The organism is Bradyrhizobium sp. USDA 3256 (assembly GCF_054058275.1).
Map to the genome: position 1 here is coordinate 1,662,728 of NZ_JBSSAE010000002.1, position 22,781 is coordinate 1,685,508.

Below are 22,781 nucleotides of genomic sequence, written 5' to 3' on the forward strand. Positions count from 1 at the left end.
ACTGCTGATCAAAGCCTCCTAGGTTGAGTGACAACACCAGGAGGAAATATGATGTCAGTTGCATATGGCTATGAGCGTGACGCCCGCCGCGCCCCGACCATCAGGGACGAATTGCTACTGATCGACGGCGCCCGCGTCCGTTCGTTGTCCGGAAACGCCTTCAAGTCGCTCAATCCCGCCACCGAGCAGGTGATCGCTGCCGTCGCCGAAGCCAATGAGGCGGATGTCGACCGTGCCGTGGCGGCCGCCCGCCGCGCCTTCGAGGGGCCGTGGCGCACCATGCGCGCGGCCGAGCGCGGACACATCCTGCTCCGATGGGCCGAGCTGCTGAAGCAGCATGCCGACGAGATTGTCGCGCTCGAAAGCCTCGATGCCGGCAAGCCGATTGCGGGTGTGCTGCGCCAGGATTTTCCCGCCGCCATCGACACGCTGACCTATTACGCCGGCTGGGCCGACAAGATCAGCGGCGATGTGGTCTCGGCGCGCGACGACGCGCTGACCTATACGATGCGCGAGCCGGTCGGCGTGGTCGCCGCGATCGTGCCGTGGAATTTCCCGCTGATGATCGGCATGTGGAAGCTCGCGCCGGCTCTCGCCTGCGGCTGCACGGTGGTGATGAAGCCGGCCGAGCTGACCTCGCTGTCGGCGCTCAGGATCGGCGAGCTTGCGCTCGAGGCCGGTTTGCCGAAGGGTGTGCTCAACATCGTGACCGGGCCCGGCCGCGTCGTCGGCGACGCGCTGGTCAATCATCCCGATGTCGACAAGGTGACCTTCACCGGCTCGCCCGGTGTCGGCCGCGGCATCATGAAGGGCGCCGCCGGCAACTTCAAACGCGTCTCGCTCGAGCTCGGCGGCAAGTCCGCCAATGTGATCTTCGACGATGCCAATCTCGAAGCCGCCGCCAAGGCCGCGGCTGCCGGCATCTTCTTCAACGCCGGGCAGGTCTGCTCGGCCGGTTCGCGCGTGCTGGTGCAGGAGAACGCCTATGACGAGGTGGTCGAGCGTCTGGTCGCCCGCGCAGAAAGCCTGCGGATCGGCGATCCCGCAGATCGCGCCACCGCGCTCGGTCCTGTCATCTCCGAGAAGCAGATGCGCTCGATCCTCGATTATGTCGAAATCGGCAAGCATGAGGGCGCGCTGCTGGCCACCGGCGGTGCGCGGGTCGGTGACCGGGGCTATTTCATCAGCCCCGCTGTGTTCGCCAATGTCGCGCACGAGATGCGCATCTCGCAGGAGGAGATCTTTGGCCCCATCGTCAGCGTGATCAAGTTCAAGGACGAGGCCGATGCGCTGCGCATCGCCAACGGCACCGCCTACAGCCTCGCCGCCGGCGTCTGGAGCGCGGATATGGGCCGCGTGCAGCGCTTCGCCAAGAAGGCCCGCGCCGGCACGGTGTGGATCAACACCTATGGCTACACCGATGTGCGGTTACCGTGGGGCGGCGAGCGCGATTCCGGCCTCGGCCGCGAGCACGGCACCGCCGCGCTCGACAACTTTACCGAGCCGAAGGCGGTGTGGATGAATCTCAACGTTTGATGCGCGTCGAGAGACGCGTGAGCGCGCGTCACAATGCAGCTGTCGTCCCGGCGAAGGCCGGGAGGTAGATTCACATTCGAAGTGCAACACTTGAGCAAAGGCCTCGGCAGGCGTGCGGTAGTCAAGGCATTTGCGCGGGGTGTGGTTGTAGGCGGCGATGAACTGGCGGAATCTGGCGGTCGAGAGGGTTACGAGATCGGTCTTGCGGGGAATAAAGCGGCGCATCCTGCCGATAGCGTTCTCGATGCCGCCCTTCTGCCAGGGGGCGTGGGGATCGCAGAAGAAGGTCTCGATCGAGAGGCGGTGCAGCGCCAGGTGACCGGCGAACTCGGTGCCGTTGTCGAAGGTCACGGTCTGGCGCAGCTCCTGTGGCAGGGTCGCGAAGAAGCCCACGAGATGGCGGGCGACACCGCGCGCGACCTTGCTGGCAAGGCGGATGCCGAGCAGCAGACGCGAGGTGCGCTCGTGCACGGTCAGCACGGCCTGACCGTATTTCGAGAACATCATCAGGTCGGCCTCCCAGTGTCCGGGCACGCTGCGGTCGGCCACTTCGATCGGCCGATTTGCCAAGGAAACACGGCCTTCGATGAAGCTTGCGGGGCTGCCGCCCCTCTTGCCGCGGCGGCCGCGCTTGCTCTTGGCGCGCGGCAGATAGCGCCGCCAGTTGAAATCCGTGGTGCGCCTGAGTTGGGCATAGATGAAGCGGTAGATGGTCTCGTGCGAGATCACCTTGCGCCCGGACTCGCGGGCCAGCCGGCCGGCGACCTGCTCGGGCGACCAGCCCCGGCGAAGGCGTTCCAACACCGCGCGGCGCAGGCCGGGCTCCCGTTCGAGGCGTCCGCCCGTCCAGCGCCGCGCTCGCATCTGGTGCTGGGCATAGTTTGGCTTGTAGCCGACCTGGCTCCCCCGATTGCGCCTCAGTTCCCGAGAGACCGTTGATGGCGAGCGATCCAGAGCTGCCGCGATTTGCCGGACCGAGCTGCCATTGGCCGATAGGCAGGCAATCTCGCATCGGTCGTCCAGAGAGAGCTGCTTGTAAGTCCGCCCCATGGCAACACCTCCTCAAGGAAGTGTTGCACTTCGTTTGTGAACTCAGGGGACCCATAACCACCGATATCTGTTGTTGCACACGGGTGGAATGGCGAGTCTCGCCAACAACGACGGCTGCGGAGTATGGGTCCCGGCCTTCGCCGGGACGACGATGTGGAGACATGGTCGTCCGTATGCTTTATCGTTCTGCGCGGAGCCACAAGGGAACACGAAGAACGAGGCGATCGTGCAGACGAAAAAATTCGGCGACAACGGCCCGCAGGTCTCGGTGATCGGGCAGGGCACCTGGTATCTCGATCGCGGTGACCGCAAGGCGGCCGTCGCTGCGCTGAAGCGCGGCATCGATGCCGGCATGACGCATATCGATACCGCCGAGATGTATGGCGACGCCGAGCTTGTGATCGCGGATGCGATGTCAGGCCGGCGCGACGAGGTGTTCCTAGTCTCGAAGGTCCTGCCGAGCAATGCCTCGCGGCGCGGCACCATCACCGCCTGCGAGCGCTCGCTGAAGCGGCTGAAGACCGATCGCCTCGATTGCTATCTGCTGCACTGGCGCGGAACCACTCCGCTCGCCGAGACGGTCGCTGCGTTCGACGAATTGATCGCGGCGGGCAAGATCCGCGCCTGGGGCGTCAGCAATTTCGACATCGAGGATCTCGACGAACTGCTCGATGTCGCGGGTGAAGGCAAGATCGCCTGCAACCAGGTGCTCTACCATCTGCAGGAGCGCGCCATCGAGCACGCCGTGATTCCCTGGTGCGAGCAGCACGGCGTCGCCGTCGTCGCCTACTCGCCGTTCGGTCACAATGATTTTCCCTCGCCGTCGAGCAGGGCCGGCGCGGTGCTGCAATCGATCGCGCAGGCGCGCAAGGCAACGCCGCGCCAGGTGGCGCTGACCTTCCTCACGCGGCTGCCGTCGGTGCTCGCGATTCCGAAGGCGTCGAACGCGGAGCACGCGGCGGAGAATGCGGCGGCAGGAACTCTGAAGCTCAGCGGCGATGAACTCGCCGCGCTCGATGCCGCGTTCCCGCGCGGGCCGAAGCCACGCTCGCTGCCGATGCTCTGAGGGCGTTCCGCTCCACACAGTTCTTAACAAACTGTTGCAGTTGCGGCGGCATGCGACCTGCGGCGGGCGGTCGCGCGCGCTGGCGCATATCGGAATCCCGTTTTCGGGCATTGTTCTCGCGGCGGAATTGGCGTTCTGTACGAGCAGCAGATTCCCTTTATTTTGCCTTCGAGATTGCCGTGACACCGCCCCCCGCAGCCGTGGCCGCCAGGCTGGACAGCGTTCCCCTTTCATTGCCCGCAAAGACCGCGCCCGCATCGACAAGCAAGGCGCCCGCCCGCACCGACCGGCCGTTCAAGGGCATCGCGCTGATCCTGCTGTCGACCGTATTCCTGGGCACCTCCGACGTCACGGCAAAATATCTCTCCTCCACGCTGCCCTCGATCGAGATCGCCTGGATCCGCTTCCTGGTGTTCGCGATGATCATGACGCCGGCGATGCTGCCGGGCTCGCCGCTGTTCGCGCTGCGCAGCAGCCGTCCCGGCCTGCACGTGCTGCGCGGCGCCGCGCTGCTCGGTTCCTCGCTGATCTTCATCACTGGGCTCGGCTTCCTGCCGATCGCCGAAGCCTCCGCCACCAGCTTCGTCTCGCCGCTGTTCGTTACTGCGCTGTCGATCGCTTTCCTCGGTGAGAGGGTCGGCATGCGACGCTGGATCGCGACCGCGGTCGGCCTTGCCGGCGTGTTCATCATCCTGCGCCCGGGCACCAGCGCCTTCCATCCCGCAGCGATCTTCCCGATCGTCTCGGCGCTGGCCTGGGCGGCCACGTTGATCCTGACGCGCATGATGAGCGGCAGCGAGCGCCCGATCACCGTGATGACCTACTCGTCGATCGTCGGCGTTGCCATCGTCAGCGCGCTGGTGCCGTTCGTCTGGGTTACGCCGAGCTGGCACGACATCATGTTCGGCATCCTGATCGGCGTTGCGTCCACCGTCGGACAGTGGATCGTGGTGTTGGCGTTCCGCTATGGCGATGCCTCGGTGCTGGCACCGTTCTCCTACACGCAGCTGCTGTGGGTCAGCATCCTCGGCTTCCTGATCTTCGGCGAAGTGCCCGACCGTTGGACCATTCTCGGCGCCGGCTTCATCGTCGCCTCGGGCCTCTACACCGCGCATCGCGAGCGCGTCCGACGGTCGCAGCTGCTGACCGTGGCCAGCGAGCCGTCGCCGAACGCCTGAGCGTCCGGACGAAATCGTGCGTCGGTTGCGAAACCGGCTTCAACTAGCGTTGCGCGGGTACAACAGTCGGGCCGAAATCTTTGATCTCGGGTCGCTGAATCACCGGATTTCGGAAACGATCGGCAACCTCACGGTTCGCTGCGTGCTAACCCTAGCCCCAAGAGCGCCGCAGAGCGTTTGGGGGTCGGGTACGTGCATTTTGGTTCGTTCTTTTTCCTGTCAGGTGGTCGGTCGTCTCGCGCTGCGATGGCCTTGGCACTCTGCGCCCTGACCAGCGCAATCGCGTTGCCGACCGGTTCGGCACGAGCGCAGAGTTACACCTGGGGCGGCACGGGCAGCTCGACGAGCACCGATGTTTACGAACTCCCGACCAACTGGTCGACCACGTCGGCCGGCGCGCCGCCGATCCTCCCGAACCAATCAGCCATCTTCGATTCATCGGGATCGGCGACGGTCACGATCGGGCCTGGCTTGATGCTGCCGGGGTCCTGGACCTTCACCGCCAATTCGCAGTCCTACACGATCAATGGCAACCCGGTTGGCTTCAGCCTGTCCGGGCCGACCGGCGGCCTGATCAGCCAGGCCAACAACGGCCAGACCATCACGGTCAACGCCAATCTCACCGACGGCATTGGCGGACCGGCGATGGTGCAGCAGCTCGGCAACAGCACGTTGGTGCTCGCCGGCACCAATGCCTACTCCGGCGGCACGCTGATCTCCGCTGGAACCGTGCAGGTGACGAATGCGGATTCGGTCGGCACCGGCACCATCACGCTCGATGGCGGTACGTTCCAGATGCAGTCGCCGACGGTATCGAGCATTGCCTTCGCCAACAACATCGCGGTCAATGCGGCCGGCGGCACGGTCGATGCGAACGGCGCCCAGGTCAATCTCCAGGGCGTGATTGCCGACGGCGTCGGCGCCGGGGTTCTGCGCCTGATCGACTCGTCGGCGTCCGCGTTTTCCAACGTGCAGCTCTCCGGCGCCAACACCTATTCCGGCGGCACGCTGGCGGTCGATACGACCGTTGTCGTCAGCAACAACAGTTCGGTCGGGTCAGGCACCGTCACGCTCGACAATGCTTCGTTTCAGGCCGACGGCCTCAGCAACCTGACATTCAGCAACAACTTCAAGATCAACACGTCGGCCATCGGCAGCGCGATCGACGCCAATGGCGTGACGCTCGCGATCGCCGGCAACATCGCCGACGGCAACGGCCCCGGCAAGCTAACGGTGCTGGATAATTCAGGCGGCCTCGGCCGCGTCGTGCTGCTCGGCACCAACACCTACACCGGCGGCACCACAATCTGCGATTGCGCGACGTTGCAACTCGGCGACGCCAGCCACACCGCCTCGATCGTCGGCGAGGTCGCGGTCGACGGCAAGTTCGACATCGTCAATGCTAACACCGCGGGCATCACCAAGATCGTCAACGACGGGTTCAACGGGATCGCCACCACGACGTTCTATAATTCCACCACGGCGTCGACGGCGACGATCGTCAACCAGAATTTCGGCATCACGGAGTTTCGCGACAGTAGCACCGCGGGCAATGCCATGGTGAGCAACACCAATGGTGCGCTCACGGTCTTCCGCGACACCAGTTCTGCCGGCAGCGCCAGGTTCACCAACACCAACGGTGGCACTGTGGTGTTCGGCGACGCGTTTGGTCCTCCCGGTGGCTCCGACACCAGCACGGCCGCCAAGGCCGTGATCGACAACTCCAACGGCGGCGCCGCCGTGTTTCTGAGCCACACCAATGCAGGGCAGGCCACCATCACCAACGGCACCAATGGCGGCTCGACGCAGTTTTTCGAGTCCTCATCTGCCGCTGCCGCAACCATCGTCACGCTCGCGGGCGGTCAGGTCGCCTTTTTCCAGAACAGCACGGCGGCAAACGCCAGCTTCGACAACAGCGGCGTGCTCTATTTCGGATCTGTCGGCTTCAATCCGGTGGAGGCGCCGACCGCGGCCAACGCGACGATCGTCAACCGGGCTGGCGGCGTTCTCCAGTTCGATGCCTATGCCACCGCGGGCAATGCAACCATCGACAACCAGGCCGGCAGCCAACACATCTTCACGGCGTTCGCTACCGCGGGCGATGCCACCATTACCACTGAAGCCGGCAGCACCATCAAGTTCTTCAACAACGCGACCGGCGGCAATGCACAGTTCATCACCAACGGCACCGGACTGGTCGATTTCTCGCTTAGCACGGGGCTGAACGGCGATGGGCGCATCACCGCGGGTTCGATCGCAGGCTCCGGCTTCTATTATGTCGGCTCAGGCAACACCCTCGCCGTTGGCAGCAATAATCTCTCGACGACGCTCAGCGGCGTGCTTGCCGACTTCGATCCGTTGAATCCATTCCATATCTGTGGCTGTTTCGGTGGCGGTCGCACCGGTCCGGCGAATTTTGAAAAGACCGGCAGCGGCACGCTGACGCTGTCCGGCGTCAACAGCTATACCGGCACCACGACGGTCAACGGCGGCATTCTTCAGGTCGATGGCTCGATCGCCTCGTCGAGCCTCACCACGGTGAATGCCGGCGGCGCGCTCTCCGGCATCGGCACCGTCGGCAACACGACGATTGCAAGCGGCGGCATCCTGATGCCCGGCAACGCGACACCAGGCACATCCCTGAACGTGGCGGGCAACCTCGCCTTCCAGTCCGGTGCGCTGTACCTCGTCGGGCTCAATTCGACGGCGTCCGCCTTGGCCAAGGTGAGCGGCAGTGCGACGCTGGCCGGATCGGTCGGCGTCAGCGTCGCCTCCGGCAGTACGATCGCCAAGCAATACACTATCCTGTCGGCGGCCGGCGGCCGCAACGGCACGTTCGCCGGCGTCGATTCAACCGGGCTGCCGTCAAACCTCGTCGCGACGCTCGGCTATGATGCGAGCAATGCCTATCTGAACTTCACGCTCGATTACGGCGCGAAGTCGAAGCTGAACGTCAATCAGCAGAACGTCGCCACCACGCTGCAGAACTTCTTCAACGCCAATGGCGGTATCAACGCGGCGTTCGCCGGACTGTCGCCGGCCGGCCTGACGCAGGCCTCGGGCGAGGGCGCGACCGGATCGCAGCAGGCGACGTTCAACGCGATGGGCCTGTTTCTGGGATTGCTGACTGATCCGTTCGTCGCCGGGCGCGATGGCGGCTTCGGCGGCGCGGGGGCGATGCCGTTCGCCGAGGAGAGCACGCCGCTCGCCTATGCGGCGCGCCAGAGCGAGCCGCGCGATGCGCTGGCCGCGATCTACACCAAGGCGCCGCCGCGGCTGGTCAATTTCGAGCAGCGCTGGAGCGTATGGGCGGCGGGCTATGGCGGCTCGCAGACCACCAGCGGCAATGCGATGCTGGGCTCGAACAATACCAGCAGCAGCCTCTATGGCACCGCGGTCGGCGCCGACTACCGCTTCTCGCCGAACACCATCGCCGGCTTTGCGCTCGCCGGCGGCGCCACCAGCTTCAGCGTCAACGGTCTCGGCTGGGGCCGTTCGGATCTGTTCCAGGCCGGCGCGTTCGTCCGCCACAGCGTCGGCGCCGCGTACTTGAGCGCGGCGCTCGCCTATGGCTGGCAGGACGTCACCACCGATCGCATCGTCACTGCGGCCGGCGCCGATCACCTGCGCGCCAACTTCAATGCCAATGCCTGGTCTGGCCGGCTCGAGGGCGGCTATCGCACCGCTACGCCGTGGATCGGGCTGACGCCTTACGCGGCGGCGCAGTTCACGAGCTTCGAGCTGCCGTCCTATGCGGAGAGCGTCGTCTCCGGCGGCGGCGCCTTCGCGCTCAATTATGCCGCGAAGAGCGTCACCGACGTCAGGAGCGAACTCGGCCTGCGCTCCGACAAATCGTTCGCGGTTGATGGCGGCATCTTCACGCTGCGCGGTCGCGTTGCCTGGGCGCATGACTTCAATCCGGACCGCGCCGTTGGTGCGGTGTTCCAGACGCTGCCCGGCGCGGCCTTCGTGGTCAACGGCGCGGCGCAGGCCAGCGACTCGGCGCTGACCACGGCTTCCCTCGAGATGAAGTGGCGGAGCGGCTGGTCGGCCGCCGCGACCTTCGAGGGCGAATTCTCCAACGTGACACAGTCTTACGCCGGCAAGGGCGTTATGCGCTATACGTGGTGACCCTCCGTGCTATAGCCTCCTGCAGCGAAAGCCTGTCCCGGACTTGATCCGCGACAGCATTTCGCGGCACGAAATACGCGTCAAAATGAGTGGGACAAAACCCACGCGGGAGGGAATATGCGCGCAGCGATCTTCAGGAACGGCGAGATCGTCGTCGACCGGATGCCCGAGCCGAAGCCGGGTCCCGGCCAGGTGCTGGTCAAATCGCTCGCCTGCGGCATCTGCGGTTCCGATCTGCACGCACGCAAGCATGCCCACCGCATGGTGGAGCTGAGCAAGTTCCTGCCCGGCCGCACGCCGATGGATCTGTCGCGCGACGTCGTGTTCGGCCATGAGTTCTGCTGCGAGGTCCTCGACTACGGCCCGAACACCACGCGCAAGCTGAAGCCCGGGACGAAAGTGTGCTCGCTGCCGGCGCTGCTGACGCCGGAGGGCCCGAAGGGCATCGGCTATTCCAACGATTATCTCGGCGGCTATGCCGAGCAGATGCTGCTCAGCGAGCCGCTGCTGCTCGAAGTGCCGAACGGGCTTGCGGCCGAGCACGCCGCGCTCACCGAACCGCTTGCAGTCGGCGTGCATGCGGTGGCGATGGCCAACATCCAGGGCGGCGAGGTGCCGCTGGTGATCGGCTGCGGACCGGTCGGGCTGGCGGTGATTGCGGCGCTGAAGATCAGGGGGCTTGGACCGATCGTTGCGGCCGATTATTCGCCGGCGCGGCGCCAGCTCGCCGAGAAGATGGGCGCCGATGTGGTGGTCGATCCCGCCAGGACGCTGCCCTATGCGAGCTGGGCCGAGCACGCCCAGATGACCGACGCTGAGAAGGCGGTGCGTCCGCCGATGCAGGCGCTGCTGCCGCCGCTGAAGCCTGCGCTGATCTTCGAATGCGTCGGCGTGCCCGGCGTGCTGCAGCAGGTGTTCGAGGGCGCCCCGCGTAGCGCTCGTGTCGTCGTGGTCGGCGTCTGCATGGAGACCGACAAATCCGAGCCGATGCTTGGTATCATCAAGGAGCTCAACGTCCAGTATGTGCTCGGCTACACGCCGGAGGAGTTTGCCTATTCGCTGCGCTTGATCGCGGAAGGCCAAGTCGACGCCGCCTCGCTGGTCACCGGCCGCGTCGGCATCGACGGCGTCGCGCGGGCGTTTGCCGATCTCGCTAATCCCGAGGCGCACACCAAGATCCTGGTCGAGCCGTGGCGCTGATTTGGCGTTGAACGCGGCGCTAAACTCACGGCGATGGGCGCGGTTTGCATTTCGTGACGCCGAACCTATAGTTCGCTGTCTCGCATCGCACTGACAGCACGCACCTCATGCGAATTTCGATCATCACGGGAGGCGGCTCCGGCATCGGCGCCGCAGTCGCGCGCCGGCTCGCCGGCCCTGATCAATCCCTGATGCTGCACGGACAGGGCACCGAGGCCGCCGGCCTCGCGCGGCTGAATTCGGTTGCGGAGGAATGCCGCAGCAAGGGCGCGAAGGTCGAGGTGAGCACCGGCGATCTCGCCGAAGCCGGCGCCGGCACCGCGCTGGTCGCGGCAACGCGGGCCGCGTTCGGGCCGATCGACAGCATCGTGCACGCCGCGGGCTTTGCCGACCGGCGCGAGTTCCCCAGCCTGCCGCGCGAGGCGCTGGAGCGCGCCTTCGCGGTGATGGCTGCGGCTTTCCATGAAATCGCGGCGGCGGCGCTGTCCGACCTCACGCGCAGCGCGCAAGGCCGCGTCGTCGCGGTGTCGAGCTTCGGGCCGCATCGCTTCGTGCCCGGCGCTACCTATCCGGGATCGGCTGCGGCGAAGGCCGCGCTCGAGGTGCTGGTGAAGTCGCTCGCGATCGAGCTCGCCGCGTCAGGCGCCACCGCCAACGCCGTGATGCCGGGCTACACCCGCAAGGATCCCGGCCTGTTCGGCGCGCTTGATACCGCGACCTGGGAGCGCGTCGCGAAGGCCAATCCGATGCAGCGGCTGGCCGAGCCCGACGAGGTCGCGGCCGTCGTCGCCTTCCTGCTGTCGCCGGAAGCGGGCCACGTCACCGGCGCGACGCTGCCGGTCGATGGCGGCCTGACCTTGATGTGACGCCATGAGCGAGGGCGAACCAACAGAGCGGGTCGATGTCGCCGTGCTCGGCGCCGGCATGGTCGGCGTCTCGGCGGGCCTCGCCGCGCGGCGGCGCGGGCTCTCCGTCATGGTCGTCGATCGCCGCGAGCCCGGCAGCGAAACCTCCTACGGCAATGCCGGCATCATCTCGTCAGGCTCGATCCTGCCGCTCAATACGCCGTCGCTGCTGAAGAACCTGCCGAAATATCTGACCAACGCGCATCCGGCGCTGCGTTGGAACATTGCGTGGGCGCTCGCCAATGCCGGCTGGGTGATGCGCTTCCTTGCAGCCGCTGTGCCATCGCAGACCAGGCCGCGCGCCGCCGCGCTGCACGGTTTGATCGGGACCTCGCTGAAGCTGCATCGCGACTGGATCGTGCAGGCCGGCGCCGGCCATCGCATCCGCGAAACCGGTTGGCTCAAGGCCTGGCGCAGCGACGGGCTCGCCGCCGCCCAGGCCGAGCAGGCAGCGCTCGCCGAGTTCGGCATCAGGAGCGAGGTGCTCGATCGCCAGGCGATCTCCGCGCTCGAGCCCAACATCATCCCTGCCTATAGCGTCGGCCTGCTGCACACGCAGACGGCATCGGTCGATTCACCTGGAGCTGTGGTCAAGGCCTACGCGCAGATGCTCGCCGCTGGCGGCGGCACGATCAGGCAATCCGGGGTCCGGCGGATCGAGCCGCACGGCGACGGCTGGCGCGTGCAGCTCGCCGACGGCGAGATCGCCGCGCGCCATGTCGTGGTCGCGCTCGGGCCGTGGTCGGCCGAACTGCTGCGGCCGCTCGGCTATCGCGTGCCGCTGGCCTTCGAGCGCGGCTATCACCAGCATTTCGTGCCGAACCCGGCACGCAAATTGCTGCGGCCGATCCATGATGCGGAGGGCGGCTTTCTGATGACGCCGATGGAATCGGGCGTTCGCGTCACCAGCGGCGTCGAGCTCACCGCGCGCGACGCGCCCTCGAATTTTTCGCAGCTCGAGGCGGTGGTGCCGATGGCGCGCAGCGTGGTCGAATTTGGCGATGCGGTCGGCGAGCGCTGGCGCGGCGCGCGGCCGACGCTGCCCGACAGCCTGCCGATGATCGGTGCGGCGCCGCGACATCGCGGGCTCTGGCTCGCCTTCGGCAACCAGCATATCGGCTTCACCACCGGCCCCGGAACTGGCGCCGCAATTGCGGCGATGATCGCGGGCGATGCGCCGCCGTTCGAGGTGCGAGCATTTTCGCCAGACCGGTATATCGCGTGACTCGTGCGAGGCCGCCTGCGATGTTTGGCGATCAAGCGCGCGGCAACCGAGGGGCAGGATGAACTACGTCTGGGATTTCGGCATCCTTGCCAAGTACAGCCATCTGTTCTGGCTCGGGCTCGGCTGGACCATCGCCTACACCATCGGCACCATTATTCTAGGGACCTTGATCGGCCTGATCGTCGGCATGCTGCGGCTGCGGCGCATTCCGGTGATCGACTGGCTCCTGATCGCCTATATCGAATTGTTCCGCTGCACACCGCTGCTGGTGCAGATCATCTGGTTCTACTACGCGTTTCCAGTCGTGATCGGCGTCAACATCCCGGCGCATGTCGCCGCCGTCAGCGTGCTCTCGCTCTATGGCGGCGCGTTCTATGCCGAGATCGTGCGCGGCTCGATCGAGAGCGTGCCGGTCGGCCAGTGGGACGCCGCGAAGGCGCTCGGCTTCCGCGGCTGGCGCCTGATGCGGCTCGTGATCCTGCCGCAAGCGCTGAAGCCGATGATGGCGCCCTATGTCAACCAGTCGGTCACGCAGCTCAAGAACACCTCGCTGGTCTCGATCATCGCGGTACCCGATCTCGTCTACAACGCGACCTTGATCAACGCCGACACCTACCGGCCGCTCGAGGTCTACACCATCGTGGCGCTGATCTATTTTGCGATCCTGTTTCCGTCGACGCTGATGGCCAGGCGGTTGGAGCGCGGGCTGACCTACGACAAGGTGTGAGTTGCTTGACCTCTCCGGCTTGCGGGGAGGTCGGATCGCATCGTTAGATGCGATCCGGGTGGGGGCTCTCTCCATACATAGGGCGTCGCTTGTGGCGACACCCCCAACCCCGGCCCTCCCCCGCAAGCGCCCGCTAGCGGGAGAGGGAAATCACTGCCGTCTCGGCAATCGCCTCAAATACTCAACTCCACCGGCACATCCTCGGGCTTGACGCCGGCGAGGCCGAGGCCCTTCACGAACCATTCGCGCATCTGGCCGATGCCGCGGTTGTAGTCGATCCACACCGAGAGGAAATCGCGCCAGCGCTTGTCGGCTTCGCGCCGCACCGCCGTGCCGCTCGCGATCGTCACCGACGGCGAGGCCAGGATCTTGTAGGTGCCGAGGTTCGGGTTTTTGGCGATCGCGGTCAGCCCGAGCACCAGCGCGTTGACCACGCAATCGACGCGGCCCGACGACATTTCCAACATCACCTCGTCGCGCGACTTCAGCGACTTGATGGTGGCGTTCGGCGCAAAGCGGCGCGCCACCGCCTCGTTGGCCGAGCCGACGTCGACCGCGATCTTGACCTCGGGCTTGTTGATGTCGGCCCAGGTCTTGGCTTCCAGCCCCTTCTTCAGCATCGCGCCGAACGGATGCGGGAACACCAGATTGGTGAAATCGACCACCAGCGCGCGCTGTGGCGTCGGGTTGAGCGCGAAGCCGAGGTCGATCTTGTTGGCCTGCAGATCAAGGATTGAATTGCCGTAGGTCGACTCGACGTATTCCAGCTTGACGTCGAGCAGTTTGGCCAGATCGTTGGCCATCTCGATCGAGAAGCCGGACCAGGTGCCCGAGGCGAGGTCCTTGTTGAAATAGGGCAGCTCGCCCGGAAGCACCGCGATCCGCAGCACCTTGTTGGCCCGGATGCGATCCAGCGTGTTGTCGGCTGGCGTCTGCGCCGAGGCCGGCGTTGCCATCGCGGCCGCGAGCGCCGCGCCGCTGCCGATCCCGAGCGCATAGCGCAGCGCGTCGCGGCGATCTTCGGAGATTTTGATGTCGTCGGATTGAGTCAAGCGGGCCTCCCTGCACCAGATCGGGGGAAGCCTAGCGTCGGTATCCGGTGCCAGCAAGTGCGCGCGCCTGCACCATTGGTAGGCGAGGCGAGGGCGCGGTCGCCTACGTGCCGGACTTCACCTCTCCCGCTTGTGGGGAGGTCGAATAATCCGCGAACCGCGCCCTTAGGGGTTAGCAACGATAGGTCATGTTCGCCCCTGTGACCGAAGAAAAGAAAACGGCGGGGAAGCTCAGTTCGGCTACCCAATCGAGCACTTGGTTGTCTGTCTGGGTTTCTGGACTTGAAAGGTGTGGAAATTGAAAAAGCACCGTCCCGTGAATGTCCAAAAGAACGAGACGATCGATAACCCAAACATCACCGTCGTCGGTCGAGAAAAATTTTGCCAGCAATTCTGCTGTTCCGTCAGAACGAAGCCTGAGAGTGGGGCCGTTGTTCAGGGTGCCGTTCAAGAAGCCGGACAGCTTGCAATCGCCGTAACGAATAGGCGCGCTCCAACTGAGGTCAAGGGTTTGGATAGCATGTGTCGCAACACCCTTATAGCTTTCAGGCTGGTCGGTCGCCGAGCTTTTGCTTTCAAGATGTTCTTTCAACATAGCGTACGCCTCCTTCTAGCCCGCGAATTGCGAGCAACCTCTGGTTTAAAGGGAGGGCGCAAAAGGACCAGTGAGCTGCCTCACAATCTACAATCGCGATTTAGTGATCCTCCCCCGTAAGCGGAGGGCAATCGCATATAGCCGTTTGAGGCAATCGGAGTTCCCGCAAACTCGTCATGCCCGGGCTTGTCCCAGGCATCCACGTCTTCGTTTCCACGCAAAGAAAAGACGTAGATGGCCGGGACAAGCCCGGCCATGACGGCGCGGAAGAATCGGTTCATTCCAAATGCGATTGCCCTGCCCGTAAGCGGGGAGGACAGAGCGTGCTCGTGCCCAGAATCAATATCGTCCCGGCACGTACATCTCCTGCGGGATCGGGCCGCGGTGATAGTCCGGGTTGCGCATTCGCGGCGGCAGCACCACCGGCTGGTGGGTGACCGCCTGATAGGGGATCTGGCTCAATAGATGCGAGATGCAGTTGAGCCGGGCGCGCTTCTTGTCGACGGCGTCGACGATCCACCATGGCGAGTCGGGCAGGTGGGTGCGCTCCAGCATCGTTTCCTTGGCCTTGGTGTAGAGCTCCCAGCGGGTCCGCGCCTCGACGTCCATCGGGCTCAACTTCCACTGCTTCAGCGGATCCTGGATCCGCATCGAGAAGCGGAACGCCTGTTCCTCGTCGGTGATCGAGAACCAGTATTTCAGGAGGACGGTGCCGGAGCGGATCAGCATGCGCTCGAATTCCGGCACCGAGTTGAAGAATTCCTCATACTGCTCGTCGCTGCAGAACCCCATCACCTTCTCGACGCCGGCGCGGTTGTACCAGCTGCGGTCGAACAGCACGATCTCGCCGCCGGCCGGCAGATGCGAGACATAGCGCTGGAAGTACCATTGCGTGCGCTCGCGTTCGTTCGGCGCCGGCAGCGCCGCGATCCGGCAGACCCGCGGGTTGAGCCGCTGGGTGATCCGCTTGATCACGCCGCCCTTGCCGGCGGAATCGCGGCCCTCGAACAGCACGACGACCTTCTTCTTCTCGTGCTGCACCCAATCCTGCAGCTTGACCAGTTCGCCCTGCAGCCGCAGCAATTCGCGGAAATAGGACTTGCGGTCGATCGACGGCCTGCCGGCGGCGCCGTCATGGTCGAGCTCGTCGAGCCTCATGTCGTCGAGCTCGAGCTCGAGTTCCTCGTCGAGGCTGTCGGCCATCTCTTGATGGATGCGGGCGCGCAAGGCTTCATCGCGCAAGGCTTCATCCCGGGAGGCTTCGTCGGTGAGGGCGGAGGTCGTCATGAAGGTCCGTCTTTCAGTGTGTTAGATGGATCGGACGGCAGCATTGACGGGCGATGTTACCCCTCTATGACAATGCCATGACCGCTGTTTCACGCCGCCGGGCGGACTGTGCTAACAAGCCGACAAAGCCAAAAAGGGAGATGTGCCGATGATATCGCTCACGCCAAAAGACGTCCTGCCGGAGGACGGCACCGCTGGCACGCTGGTCGGGCGGGTCTGGCTGCCGCAGGCCGGCGGGCCGGCCGTCGTCGCGGTGCGGGCAGACGGTGTGTTCGACGTCACGGCGCGGTTCCCGACGGTGAGCGCGCTCTGCGAGGAAAGCGATCCCGCGGCCGCGCTGCGCGTCACGCGCGGCGAGCGGATCGGCGATTTCGAGGCGATCCTTGCCAACACCCCGCCCGACGGCCGCGACAAGGCCAGGCCGCATCTGCTGGCGCCGGTCGATCTCCAGGTGCTGAAGGCCGCCGGCGTCACCTTCGCGATCTCGATGCTGGAGCGCGTGATCGAGGAGCGGGCGCGCGGCAATCCGTCCTCGGCGGAGGCGATCCGCAAGGAGGTGGTGCGCCTGGTCGGCGACGATCTCTCCAAGCTGAAGCCCGGCTCCGAGCAGGCGATGAAACTGAAACAGGTGCTGATCGATCAGAATGCCTGGAGCCAGTATCTCGAGGTCGGCATCGGTCCCGACGCCGAAGTGTTCACCAAGGCGCCGACGCTTTCCTCGGTCGGATCAGGCATGGATGCCGGGCTGCATCCGAAGTCGACCTGGAATAATCCGGAGCCGGAGGTCGTGCTGATTGTCTCCGCCGCCGGCAAGATCGTCGGCGCCGCGCTCGGCAACGACGTCAATCTGCGCGACTTCGAGGGGCGTTCGGCGCTCTTGCTGTCGAAGGCCAAGGACAACAACGCGTCCTGCGCGATCGGTCCGCTGCTTCGGCTGTTCGACCAGACCTTCTCGCTCGACGATGTCAGGAAGATGAATGTCGGCCTGACCGTGACTGGCGCAGACGGCTTCGTGCTCGAGGGCCATTCCTCGATCAGCAAGATCAGCCGCGATCCGACCGACCTGGTCGCCCAGACCATCGGCCCCGTGCATCAGTATCCCGACGGCTTTGCGCTGTTCCTCGGCACGATGTTCGCGCCGGTCAAGGATCGCGATGCCAAGGGCGAGGGTTTTACCCACAAGCGTGACGACATCGTGACCATCGCCGCGCCGAAGCTCGGCAAGCTGGTCAACCGCATGCGCAATAGCGACGAATGCGAGCCCTGGACCTTCGGCGTCGGTGCGCTGATGAAGAACCTCGCAGAGCGCAAGGTGCTGTGAGGATCAGGACGGGACGGCGAGTCCACTATCTCGACCACTTCGTCGGCCGTGCGCGGCCTGTCGCGTGGCGGCAGGTCGGCGCCGAGTTGCGCCGACAATCCGGTGACGTTCAGCCGCCTCTCGCAGCGCGTTGAACGACGACGATGGTGACTGTGCCGAAGCGGCGGCGTTGTCGAACATGTTCAGAAACCTGCGCGGCAGATCGACCGTGTGGCGCAACTTGAGCGCGCTAAAACACGCGGAATTTGCAGCTTTTTCCTAGCTTTATGTGAACCAGTTCATCCTCGTTCGCGCCGGTCCGCTCCAGCATATTGGCTCGACGCGAACAGAAGGAGTCGCGGACATGAGCGAGCAGCCATCAAACGGAATGCCCGATTGGCTCACCACCGATATGCTGGTCATTGCCGTCTCACTGGCCATCATCGTGATTGGGATATGGATTGCGCCATAGCCTGATTGTCGCGGCGAGGCCGTCCAGCCGGGCAGGGCGCCAGCGCCAATCACTGAGTTGCCCGACGGCGCAAGCCTCTTTTGCAAAACGGAACGAGATGCAAAGCTCGGACGATTCATGTCGCGAGAGTGCGAAGGTATGCCACTGACAGCGCAACACACTCAATGTCGTCCCTGCGAAAGCAGGGACCCATAACCCCAAATGCAAATTGTTAAGCGATGCTGCAACGACGAGTCCCTCTCACAACAACTGCTGCGGCGTATGGGTCCCGGCCTTCGCCGGGACGACACTGTGGGGTCGGCGTCATTCGAGTGACCAACCAACGCCCTCACACCGGCAACGCCGTCGAATACTTCACCTGGCTCAGCGCAAAGCTGGACTCGATGGAGGCGATGCCGTCGAGCCGGGTCAGCTTGTTCTTCAGGAATGCCTCATAGGAGGAAAGGTCGGCGGCGACGACGCGCAGCAGATAGTCGCGGTTGCCGGTCATCAGGTAGCATTCGAGCACCTCGTCCCATTTCGAGATCGCGCGCGCGAAGCGGTTGAGGTCCTCCTCCTTCTGGCGCGCCAGCTTGATCGAGATGAAGACGGAGACGTGCAGCCCGATCGACTTCTGGTCGACGGTTGCGATGTAGCGAGAGATCACGCCGCGCTCCTCGAGCAGCTTGACCCGGCGGTGGCAAGGCGACACCGACAGCCCGACCTTGTCGGCGAGTTCCTGCATGGTCATGCGGCTGTCGGTCTGGAGCAGACTCAGGATCTTGCGGTCGATGGCATCGAGGGCGGGCATTGGGATGAACTCGTCAGTTGAAGTCGGATCGTGGGAATTTATCCCAATTTTTCCTGTGCTGTCGCGTGGAATTGAGATTTTCGCGGCCGCTTGCGGCAGTAACATTCCGGCATATCGCCCGGAGCATTGCCATGGGAATCGCGCCTGAACGCCTCGACATGCTGTCCGCCCTGGCCCGCAAGGTGCTGTGGCTGTCGTCGTGGACCATCCATCACGCCAACCATGTGCGGCCCTCTACCGACGGGTTGAAGGTCGGCGGCCACCAGGCCTCGTCGGCCTCGCTCGCCAACATCATGTCGGCGCTTTATTTCTCGGTGTTGCGCCCGCAGGACCGCGTCGCGGTGAAGCCGCATGCGAGCCCGGTGTTCCACGCCATCCAGTATCTGTTCGGCCACCAGACCCGCGACAAGCTGGAGAATTTTCGCGGCTACAAGGGCGCGCAGTCCTACCCCTCGCGCACCAAGGACAGCGACGACGTCGACTTCTCGACCGGCTCGGTCGGCCTCGGCGTCGCGCAGACGCTGTTCGCCTCGCTGGTGCAGGATTACGTCAAGGCGCACGGCTGGCTGCAGGACCGGCCGGAGGGCCGCATGATCGCGCTGGTCGGCGACGCCGAGATGGACGAGGGCAACATCTTCGAGGCGCTGCTCGAGGGCTGGAAGCACGGGCTGCGTAACACCTGGTGGGTGGTCGACTACAATAGGCAGTCGCTCGACGCCGTGGTGCGCGAGGGATTGTGGGCCAAGTTCGAGACCATGTTCCGCAACTTCGGCTGGGACGTGGTGATCGTGAAGTACGGCAAGCTGATGCTCGAGGCGTTCGCCGAGCCCGGCGGCGAGGCGCTACGGCGCTGGATCGACAACTGCCCGAACCAGATGTACGCCGCGCTCTGCTTCCAGGGCGGCGCCGCGTTCCGCAAGCATCTGCGCGACGACATCGGCGACCAGGGCGAGGTGTCGGCGCTGATCGAGCGCCGCAGCGACGACGAGTTGCTGGCGCTGATGTCGAACCTCGGCGGCCACGACATGGCGAGCATGATCGAGGCCTTCGAGGCGATCGACCATGATCGGCCGGTCTGTTTCATCGCTTATACCATCAAGGGTGTCGGCCTGCCGATGCAGGGCCACAAGGACAACCACGCCGGCCTGATGACGGTGGCGCAGATGGAGAAGTGGCGCGCCGCGCAGAACATCCGCCCCGGCCACGAGTGGGACAAGTTCGAGGGCCTGTCGCAGGAGCCTGCAAAGCTCGAGGCTTTCCTGGCCGAGGCGCCGTTCAACCGCGAGGGGCGCCGCCGCCTGTCCGCGCCTGAAATCGATGTGCCGGAACGGCTGGCCTTCAAGGCCTCGGCGCAGATGTCGACGCAACAGGGTTTTGGTCTCGTGCTGCACGAGCTGGCGCGCGGCGATAGCGAACTTGCCTCGCGCATCGTCACCGCATCGCCCGATGTCACCGTGTCGACCAATCTCGGCGCCTGGGTCAACCGCCGCGGCCTGTTCGCGAAGGCGGAGAACCACGACCTGTTCCGGCAGGAGAAGATCCCGTCCGCCTACACCTGGGAATATTCGCCGAAGGGACAGCACCTCGAACTCGGCATCGCCGAGATGAATCTGTTCATCATGCTGTCGGCGCTCGGCCTGTCGCACCAGATCAACGGCGCGCGGCTCTTGCCGGTTGGCACGCTGTACGATCCCTTCATCGAACGCGGCCTCGATGCGCTGAACTACGCCTGCTACCAGGATGCCCGCTTCATGGTGGCGGCGACGCCGTCGGGCATCTCGCTGGCGCCGGAAGGCGGCGCGCATCAGTCGATCAAGACGCCCTTGATCGGCATCGGGCAGGACGGGCTCGCCTCGTTCGATCCGGCCTTCGTCGATGAACTTGCCGTGATCATGGGCTGGGGCTTTTGCCACATGCAGCGGGAGGGCGCCGAGGGTGGTTCGGTTTACTTGCGACTCTCGACCCGGACGCTGGAGCAGCCGCAACGGATCATGACCCCGGACCTGCAGCGCGACATCACCGACGGCGCCTACTGGATGCGCAAGCCGGGTCCGAACTGCGACATCGTCATTGCGTATACCGGCACCGTCGCGCCGGAGGCGATCGAGGCGGTCGGCCTGATCGGCGAGAGCCACCGCGACGTCGGTCTGCTGGCGGTAACCTCCGCCGACCGGCTCTATGCGGGTTGGTCCGCCGCGCGGAATTTGCGCCGTGATCGCCGCGGCGCGCAGCATTTGAGTCATATCGAGCGCATGCTGGCGCCGCTCGGCCGCGACTGCGGCATTGTGACCGTGATCGACGGCCATCCGGCAACGCTCGGCTGGCTCGGCAGCGTGCGCGGCCACCGCGTCGAGGCGCTCGGTGTCGAGCATTTCGGCCAGACCGGCACGATCGGCGACCTCTACCGCCACTACGGCATCGATGCCAACGCCATCATCGACGCGGCGGAAAGCGTCTCGGTTGGCGCCCCGGTGCGGCATCGCAAGATGGCGGTGTAGCCCCACATCGTCGTCCCGGCCTAGTGCGCAATTGCGCACGGGGGCCGGGACCCATTACCACAACTGGCAGCAAGTAAACGCGACTCGTTCTAACAGCACCCTTTACCAATTGCCGGCGGTGGTTTTGGGCCCCGACCTTCGCCGGGGCGACGAGACCAACCTTGCCACCTGCGCGATAGCGACATTATATGCCGTTCGCGCGCACGAGCCGCGTCCCGCATATGGCGGGTTCAATTCGCCGGGCTTTCGTGCAAGGATGCCTGCCGAACGCTTTCGTTCCCCATTCCATACGCCCCGTACAAGAGGTTTCCGATGGTCAATCGCATGCAATTCTACATCGACGGCGCCTGGGTCGATCCCGTCGTCAAAGGCAAGTCCACCCCGGTCGTCAATCCGGCGACCGAAGAAGCGATGTATGAGATTGCGCTCGGCTCCAAGGCCGATGTCGACAAGGCAGTCGCCGCCGCCAAGCGCGCCTTCGAGACCTTTTCCCAGACCAGCCGCGAGGAGCGCGTCGCGCTGCTCACCAAGATCGTCGAGGTCTACAAGGGCCGCATGAAGGAGATCGGCGCCGCCGTTTCCGACGAAATGGGCGCGCCGCTGCCGATGGCCGAGAAGATGCAGGCCGGCGCCGGCCTTGGCCACCTCATGAACACCCTCGAAGTGCTGAAGAAGTACGAGTTCGAGGAGACCATGGGCACCGCCGTGATCGTGCGCGAGCCGGTCGGCGTCATCGGCATGATCACCCCCTGGAACTGGCCGCTCAACCAGATCGCCTGCAAGGTCGCGCCCGCGCTCGCCGCCGGTTGCACCATGATCCTGAAGCCGTCGGAGTTCACCCCGACCTCGGCGCTGATCTTCGCGGAAATTCTCCATGAAGCCGGCGTGCCGAAGGGCGTGTTCAACCTGCTCAACGGCCTCGGCCCGGAGGTGGGTGCCGCGATGAGCGAGCACCCGGACATCGACATGATCTCCTTCACCGGCTCGACCCGCGCCGGCGTCGACGTCGCCAAGCGTGCAGCGCCGACCGTGAAGCGCGTCAGCCAGGAGCTCGGCGGCAAGTCGCCGAACGTGATCCTAGACGGCGCCGACCTGACCAAGGCGGTGACCGGCGGCGTGATGCACATGTTCAACAACTCGGGCCAGTCCTGCAACGCGCCGTCGCGCATGATCGTGCCGCTCTCCAAGATGAAGGAAGTGGCCGCCATCGCGAAGGGCGTCGCCGACAAGACCAAGGCCGGCGATCCGCGTGCCGACGGCACGACGATCGGTCCGGTGGTCAACCGCGGCCAGTGGGACAAGATCCAGGCGCTGATCCAGAAGGGCATCGACGAGGGCGCAACGCTGGTCGCCGGCGGTCCGGGCCTGCCCGAGGGTGTCAACAAGGGCTTCTATGTCCGTCCGACCATCTTCGCCGACGTCACCAACGACATGACGATCGCCCGCGAAGAGATATTCGGACCGGTGCTGACCATCCTCGGCGCCAAGGACGAAGCCGACGCGGTGAAGATCGCCAACGACACGCCGTATGGTCTCGCCGGTTACGTCTCGGCCGACACCGTGGAAACCGCGCGCCGCGTCGGCCGCCAGATCCGCGCCGGCAACGTCAACCTGCAGGGCGTGCCGAACGAGCGCACCGCGCCGTTCGGTGGCTACAAGCAGTCCGGCAACGGCCGCGAGTGGGGCCGCTACGGTCTGGAGGAATATCTCGAGGCCAAGGCGGTCGCCGGCTACAACGCGGCGTAAGCCGAGCCACGAGAGACAACATT

Annotated in this window: 15 protein-coding genes and 1 pseudogene; 11 read left to right on the plus strand and 5 right to left on the minus strand. The window is 65.1% G+C overall.

Translation table 11 applies throughout. The annotated features are described in order from the left end of the window. The first annotated feature begins 51 nt into the window (after nucleotides 1–51). Entirely contained in the window at nucleotides 52–1,536 is a 1,485-nt protein-coding gene (locus tag ACVWY5_RS09510; RefSeq protein WP_028338122.1) for an aldehyde dehydrogenase family protein, read from the plus strand. Nucleotides 1,537–1,599: 63 nt separating this feature from the next. On the opposite strand, the pseudogene ACVWY5_RS09515 reads toward ACVWY5_RS09510, so the two are convergent. Then, nucleotides 1,600–2,586: pseudogene (locus tag ACVWY5_RS09515) on the minus strand (IS30 family transposase); the annotation flags it as partial. 226 nt (nucleotides 2,587–2,812) lie between these two features. Between ACVWY5_RS09515 and ACVWY5_RS09520 the strand changes: the two are divergent. From ACVWY5_RS09520 to ACVWY5_RS09550, 7 genes are all read left to right on the plus strand, one after another. Further along, on the plus strand, nucleotides 2,813–3,652 hold the full coding sequence (locus ACVWY5_RS09520) for an aldo/keto reductase (protein ID WP_028331881.1): 840 nt from the start codon (nucleotides 2,813–2,815) through the stop codon (nucleotides 3,650–3,652). Nucleotides 3,653–3,831: 179 nt separating this feature from the next. Further along, nucleotides 3,832–4,830 carry a DMT family transporter gene (locus ACVWY5_RS09525; RefSeq protein ID WP_456671668.1) on the plus strand — a complete coding sequence of 333 codons (999 nt, stop codon included), beginning with the start codon at nucleotides 3,832–3,834 and terminating at the stop codon, nucleotides 4,828–4,830. A 246-nt stretch (nucleotides 4,831–5,076) separates the two neighbouring features. Continuing rightward, complete coding sequence (locus ACVWY5_RS09530; protein WP_028331879.1) at nucleotides 5,077–8,961, plus strand: autotransporter domain-containing protein; 3,885 nt, start codon at nucleotides 5,077–5,079, stop codon at nucleotides 8,959–8,961. Between the two features lie 117 nt (nucleotides 8,962–9,078). Next, nucleotides 9,079–10,161 carry a zinc-binding dehydrogenase gene (locus ACVWY5_RS09535; protein WP_028331878.1) on the plus strand — a complete coding sequence of 361 codons (1,083 nt, stop codon included), beginning with the start codon at nucleotides 9,079–9,081 and terminating at the stop codon, nucleotides 10,159–10,161. Nucleotides 10,162–10,268: 107 nt separating this feature from the next. Next, nucleotides 10,269–11,027, plus strand: a complete 759-nt coding sequence (locus ACVWY5_RS09540; protein ID WP_028331877.1) for an SDR family NAD(P)-dependent oxidoreductase — start codon at nucleotides 10,269–10,271, stop codon at nucleotides 11,025–11,027. A 4-nt stretch (nucleotides 11,028–11,031) separates the two neighbouring features. Further along, nucleotides 11,032–12,291, plus strand: coding sequence for an NAD(P)/FAD-dependent oxidoreductase (locus ACVWY5_RS09545; protein WP_028331876.1), 1,260 nt, complete (start codon nucleotides 11,032–11,034; stop codon nucleotides 12,289–12,291). Nucleotides 12,292–12,349: 58 nt separating this feature from the next. After that, complete coding sequence (locus tag ACVWY5_RS09550; RefSeq protein WP_028331875.1) at nucleotides 12,350–13,018, plus strand: amino acid ABC transporter permease; 669 nt, start codon at nucleotides 12,350–12,352, stop codon at nucleotides 13,016–13,018. Between the two features lie 173 nt (nucleotides 13,019–13,191). Here ACVWY5_RS09550 and ACVWY5_RS09555 read toward each other — a convergent pair whose 3' ends face one another. From ACVWY5_RS09555 to ppk2, 3 genes are all read right to left on the minus strand, one after another. Continuing rightward, nucleotides 13,192–14,070 carry a transporter substrate-binding domain-containing protein gene (locus ACVWY5_RS09555; protein ID WP_028331874.1) on the minus strand — a complete coding sequence of 293 codons (879 nt, stop codon included), beginning with the start codon at nucleotides 14,068–14,070 and terminating at the stop codon, nucleotides 13,192–13,194. A 172-nt stretch (nucleotides 14,071–14,242) separates the two neighbouring features. Then, the gene (locus ACVWY5_RS09560; protein WP_028331873.1) at nucleotides 14,243–14,665 is read right to left on the minus strand and encodes a DUF6294 family protein; all 423 of its coding nucleotides are present in this window, start codon (nucleotides 14,663–14,665) and stop codon (nucleotides 14,243–14,245) included. Nucleotides 14,666–15,004: 339 nt separating this feature from the next. Next, nucleotides 15,005–15,952, minus strand: coding sequence for a polyphosphate kinase 2 (gene ppk2, locus ACVWY5_RS09565; RefSeq protein ID WP_028331872.1), 948 nt, complete (start codon nucleotides 15,950–15,952; stop codon nucleotides 15,005–15,007). Between the two features lie 148 nt (nucleotides 15,953–16,100). Here ppk2 and ACVWY5_RS09570 point away from each other — a divergent pair, with 148 nt between their 5' ends. Continuing rightward, entirely contained in the window at nucleotides 16,101–17,273 is a 1,173-nt protein-coding gene (locus ACVWY5_RS09570; RefSeq protein ID WP_028331871.1) for a fumarylacetoacetate hydrolase family protein, read from the plus strand. A 779-nt stretch (nucleotides 17,274–18,052) separates the two neighbouring features. Here ACVWY5_RS09570 and ACVWY5_RS09575 read toward each other — a convergent pair. Next, the gene (locus ACVWY5_RS09575) at nucleotides 18,053–18,514 is read right to left on the minus strand and encodes an Lrp/AsnC family transcriptional regulator (protein WP_016841346.1); all 462 of its coding nucleotides are present in this window, start codon (nucleotides 18,512–18,514) and stop codon (nucleotides 18,053–18,055) included. Nucleotides 18,515–18,645: 131 nt separating this feature from the next. Between ACVWY5_RS09575 and ACVWY5_RS09580 the strand changes: the two genes are divergently transcribed. Both ACVWY5_RS09580 and ACVWY5_RS09585 read left to right on the plus strand, forming a co-directional pair. Next, on the plus strand, nucleotides 18,646–21,012 hold the full coding sequence (locus tag ACVWY5_RS09580) for a transketolase (RefSeq protein ID WP_028331870.1): 2,367 nt from the start codon (nucleotides 18,646–18,648) through the stop codon (nucleotides 21,010–21,012). A 312-nt stretch (nucleotides 21,013–21,324) separates the two neighbouring features. Beyond that, the gene (locus tag ACVWY5_RS09585) at nucleotides 21,325–22,758 is read left to right on the plus strand and encodes an aldehyde dehydrogenase family protein (RefSeq protein ID WP_028331869.1); all 1,434 of its coding nucleotides are present in this window, start codon (nucleotides 21,325–21,327) and stop codon (nucleotides 22,756–22,758) included. Nucleotides 22,759–22,781 lie beyond the last annotated feature (23 nt).

Excerpts from the sequence above, each read along its gene's own strand:
- ACVWY5_RS09510 (WP_028338122.1), top strand. The coding sequence starts at position 52 with ATGTCAGTTGCATATGGCTATGAGCGTGACGCCCGCCGCGCCCCGACC.
- ACVWY5_RS09530 (WP_028331879.1), top strand. The coding sequence starts at position 5,077 with ATGGCCTTGGCACTCTGCGCCCTGACCAGCGCAATCGCGTTGCCGACC.
- ACVWY5_RS09535 (WP_028331878.1), top strand. The coding sequence starts at position 9,079 with ATGCGCGCAGCGATCTTCAGGAACGGCGAGATCGTCGTCGACCGGATG.
- ACVWY5_RS09540 (WP_028331877.1), top strand. The coding sequence starts at position 10,269 with ATGCGAATTTCGATCATCACGGGAGGCGGCTCCGGCATCGGCGCCGCA.
- ACVWY5_RS09545 (WP_028331876.1), top strand. The coding sequence starts at position 11,032 with ATGAGCGAGGGCGAACCAACAGAGCGGGTCGATGTCGCCGTGCTCGGC.
- ACVWY5_RS09550 (WP_028331875.1), top strand. The coding sequence starts at position 12,350 with ATGAACTACGTCTGGGATTTCGGCATCCTTGCCAAGTACAGCCATCTG.
- ACVWY5_RS09560 (WP_028331873.1), bottom strand. The coding sequence starts at position 14,665 with ATGTTGAAAGAACATCTTGAAAGCAAAAGCTCGGCGACCGACCAGCCT.
- ppk2 (WP_028331872.1), bottom strand. The coding sequence starts at position 15,952 with ATGACGACCTCCGCCCTCACCGACGAAGCCTCCCGGGATGAAGCCTTG.
- ACVWY5_RS09570 (WP_028331871.1), top strand. The coding sequence starts at position 16,101 with ATGATATCGCTCACGCCAAAAGACGTCCTGCCGGAGGACGGCACCGCT.
- ACVWY5_RS09575 (WP_016841346.1), bottom strand. The coding sequence starts at position 18,514 with ATGCCCGCCCTCGATGCCATCGACCGCAAGATCCTGAGTCTGCTCCAG.
- ACVWY5_RS09580 (WP_028331870.1), top strand. The coding sequence starts at position 18,646 with ATGGGAATCGCGCCTGAACGCCTCGACATGCTGTCCGCCCTGGCCCGC.
- ACVWY5_RS09585 (WP_028331869.1), top strand. The coding sequence starts at position 21,325 with ATGGTCAATCGCATGCAATTCTACATCGACGGCGCCTGGGTCGATCCC.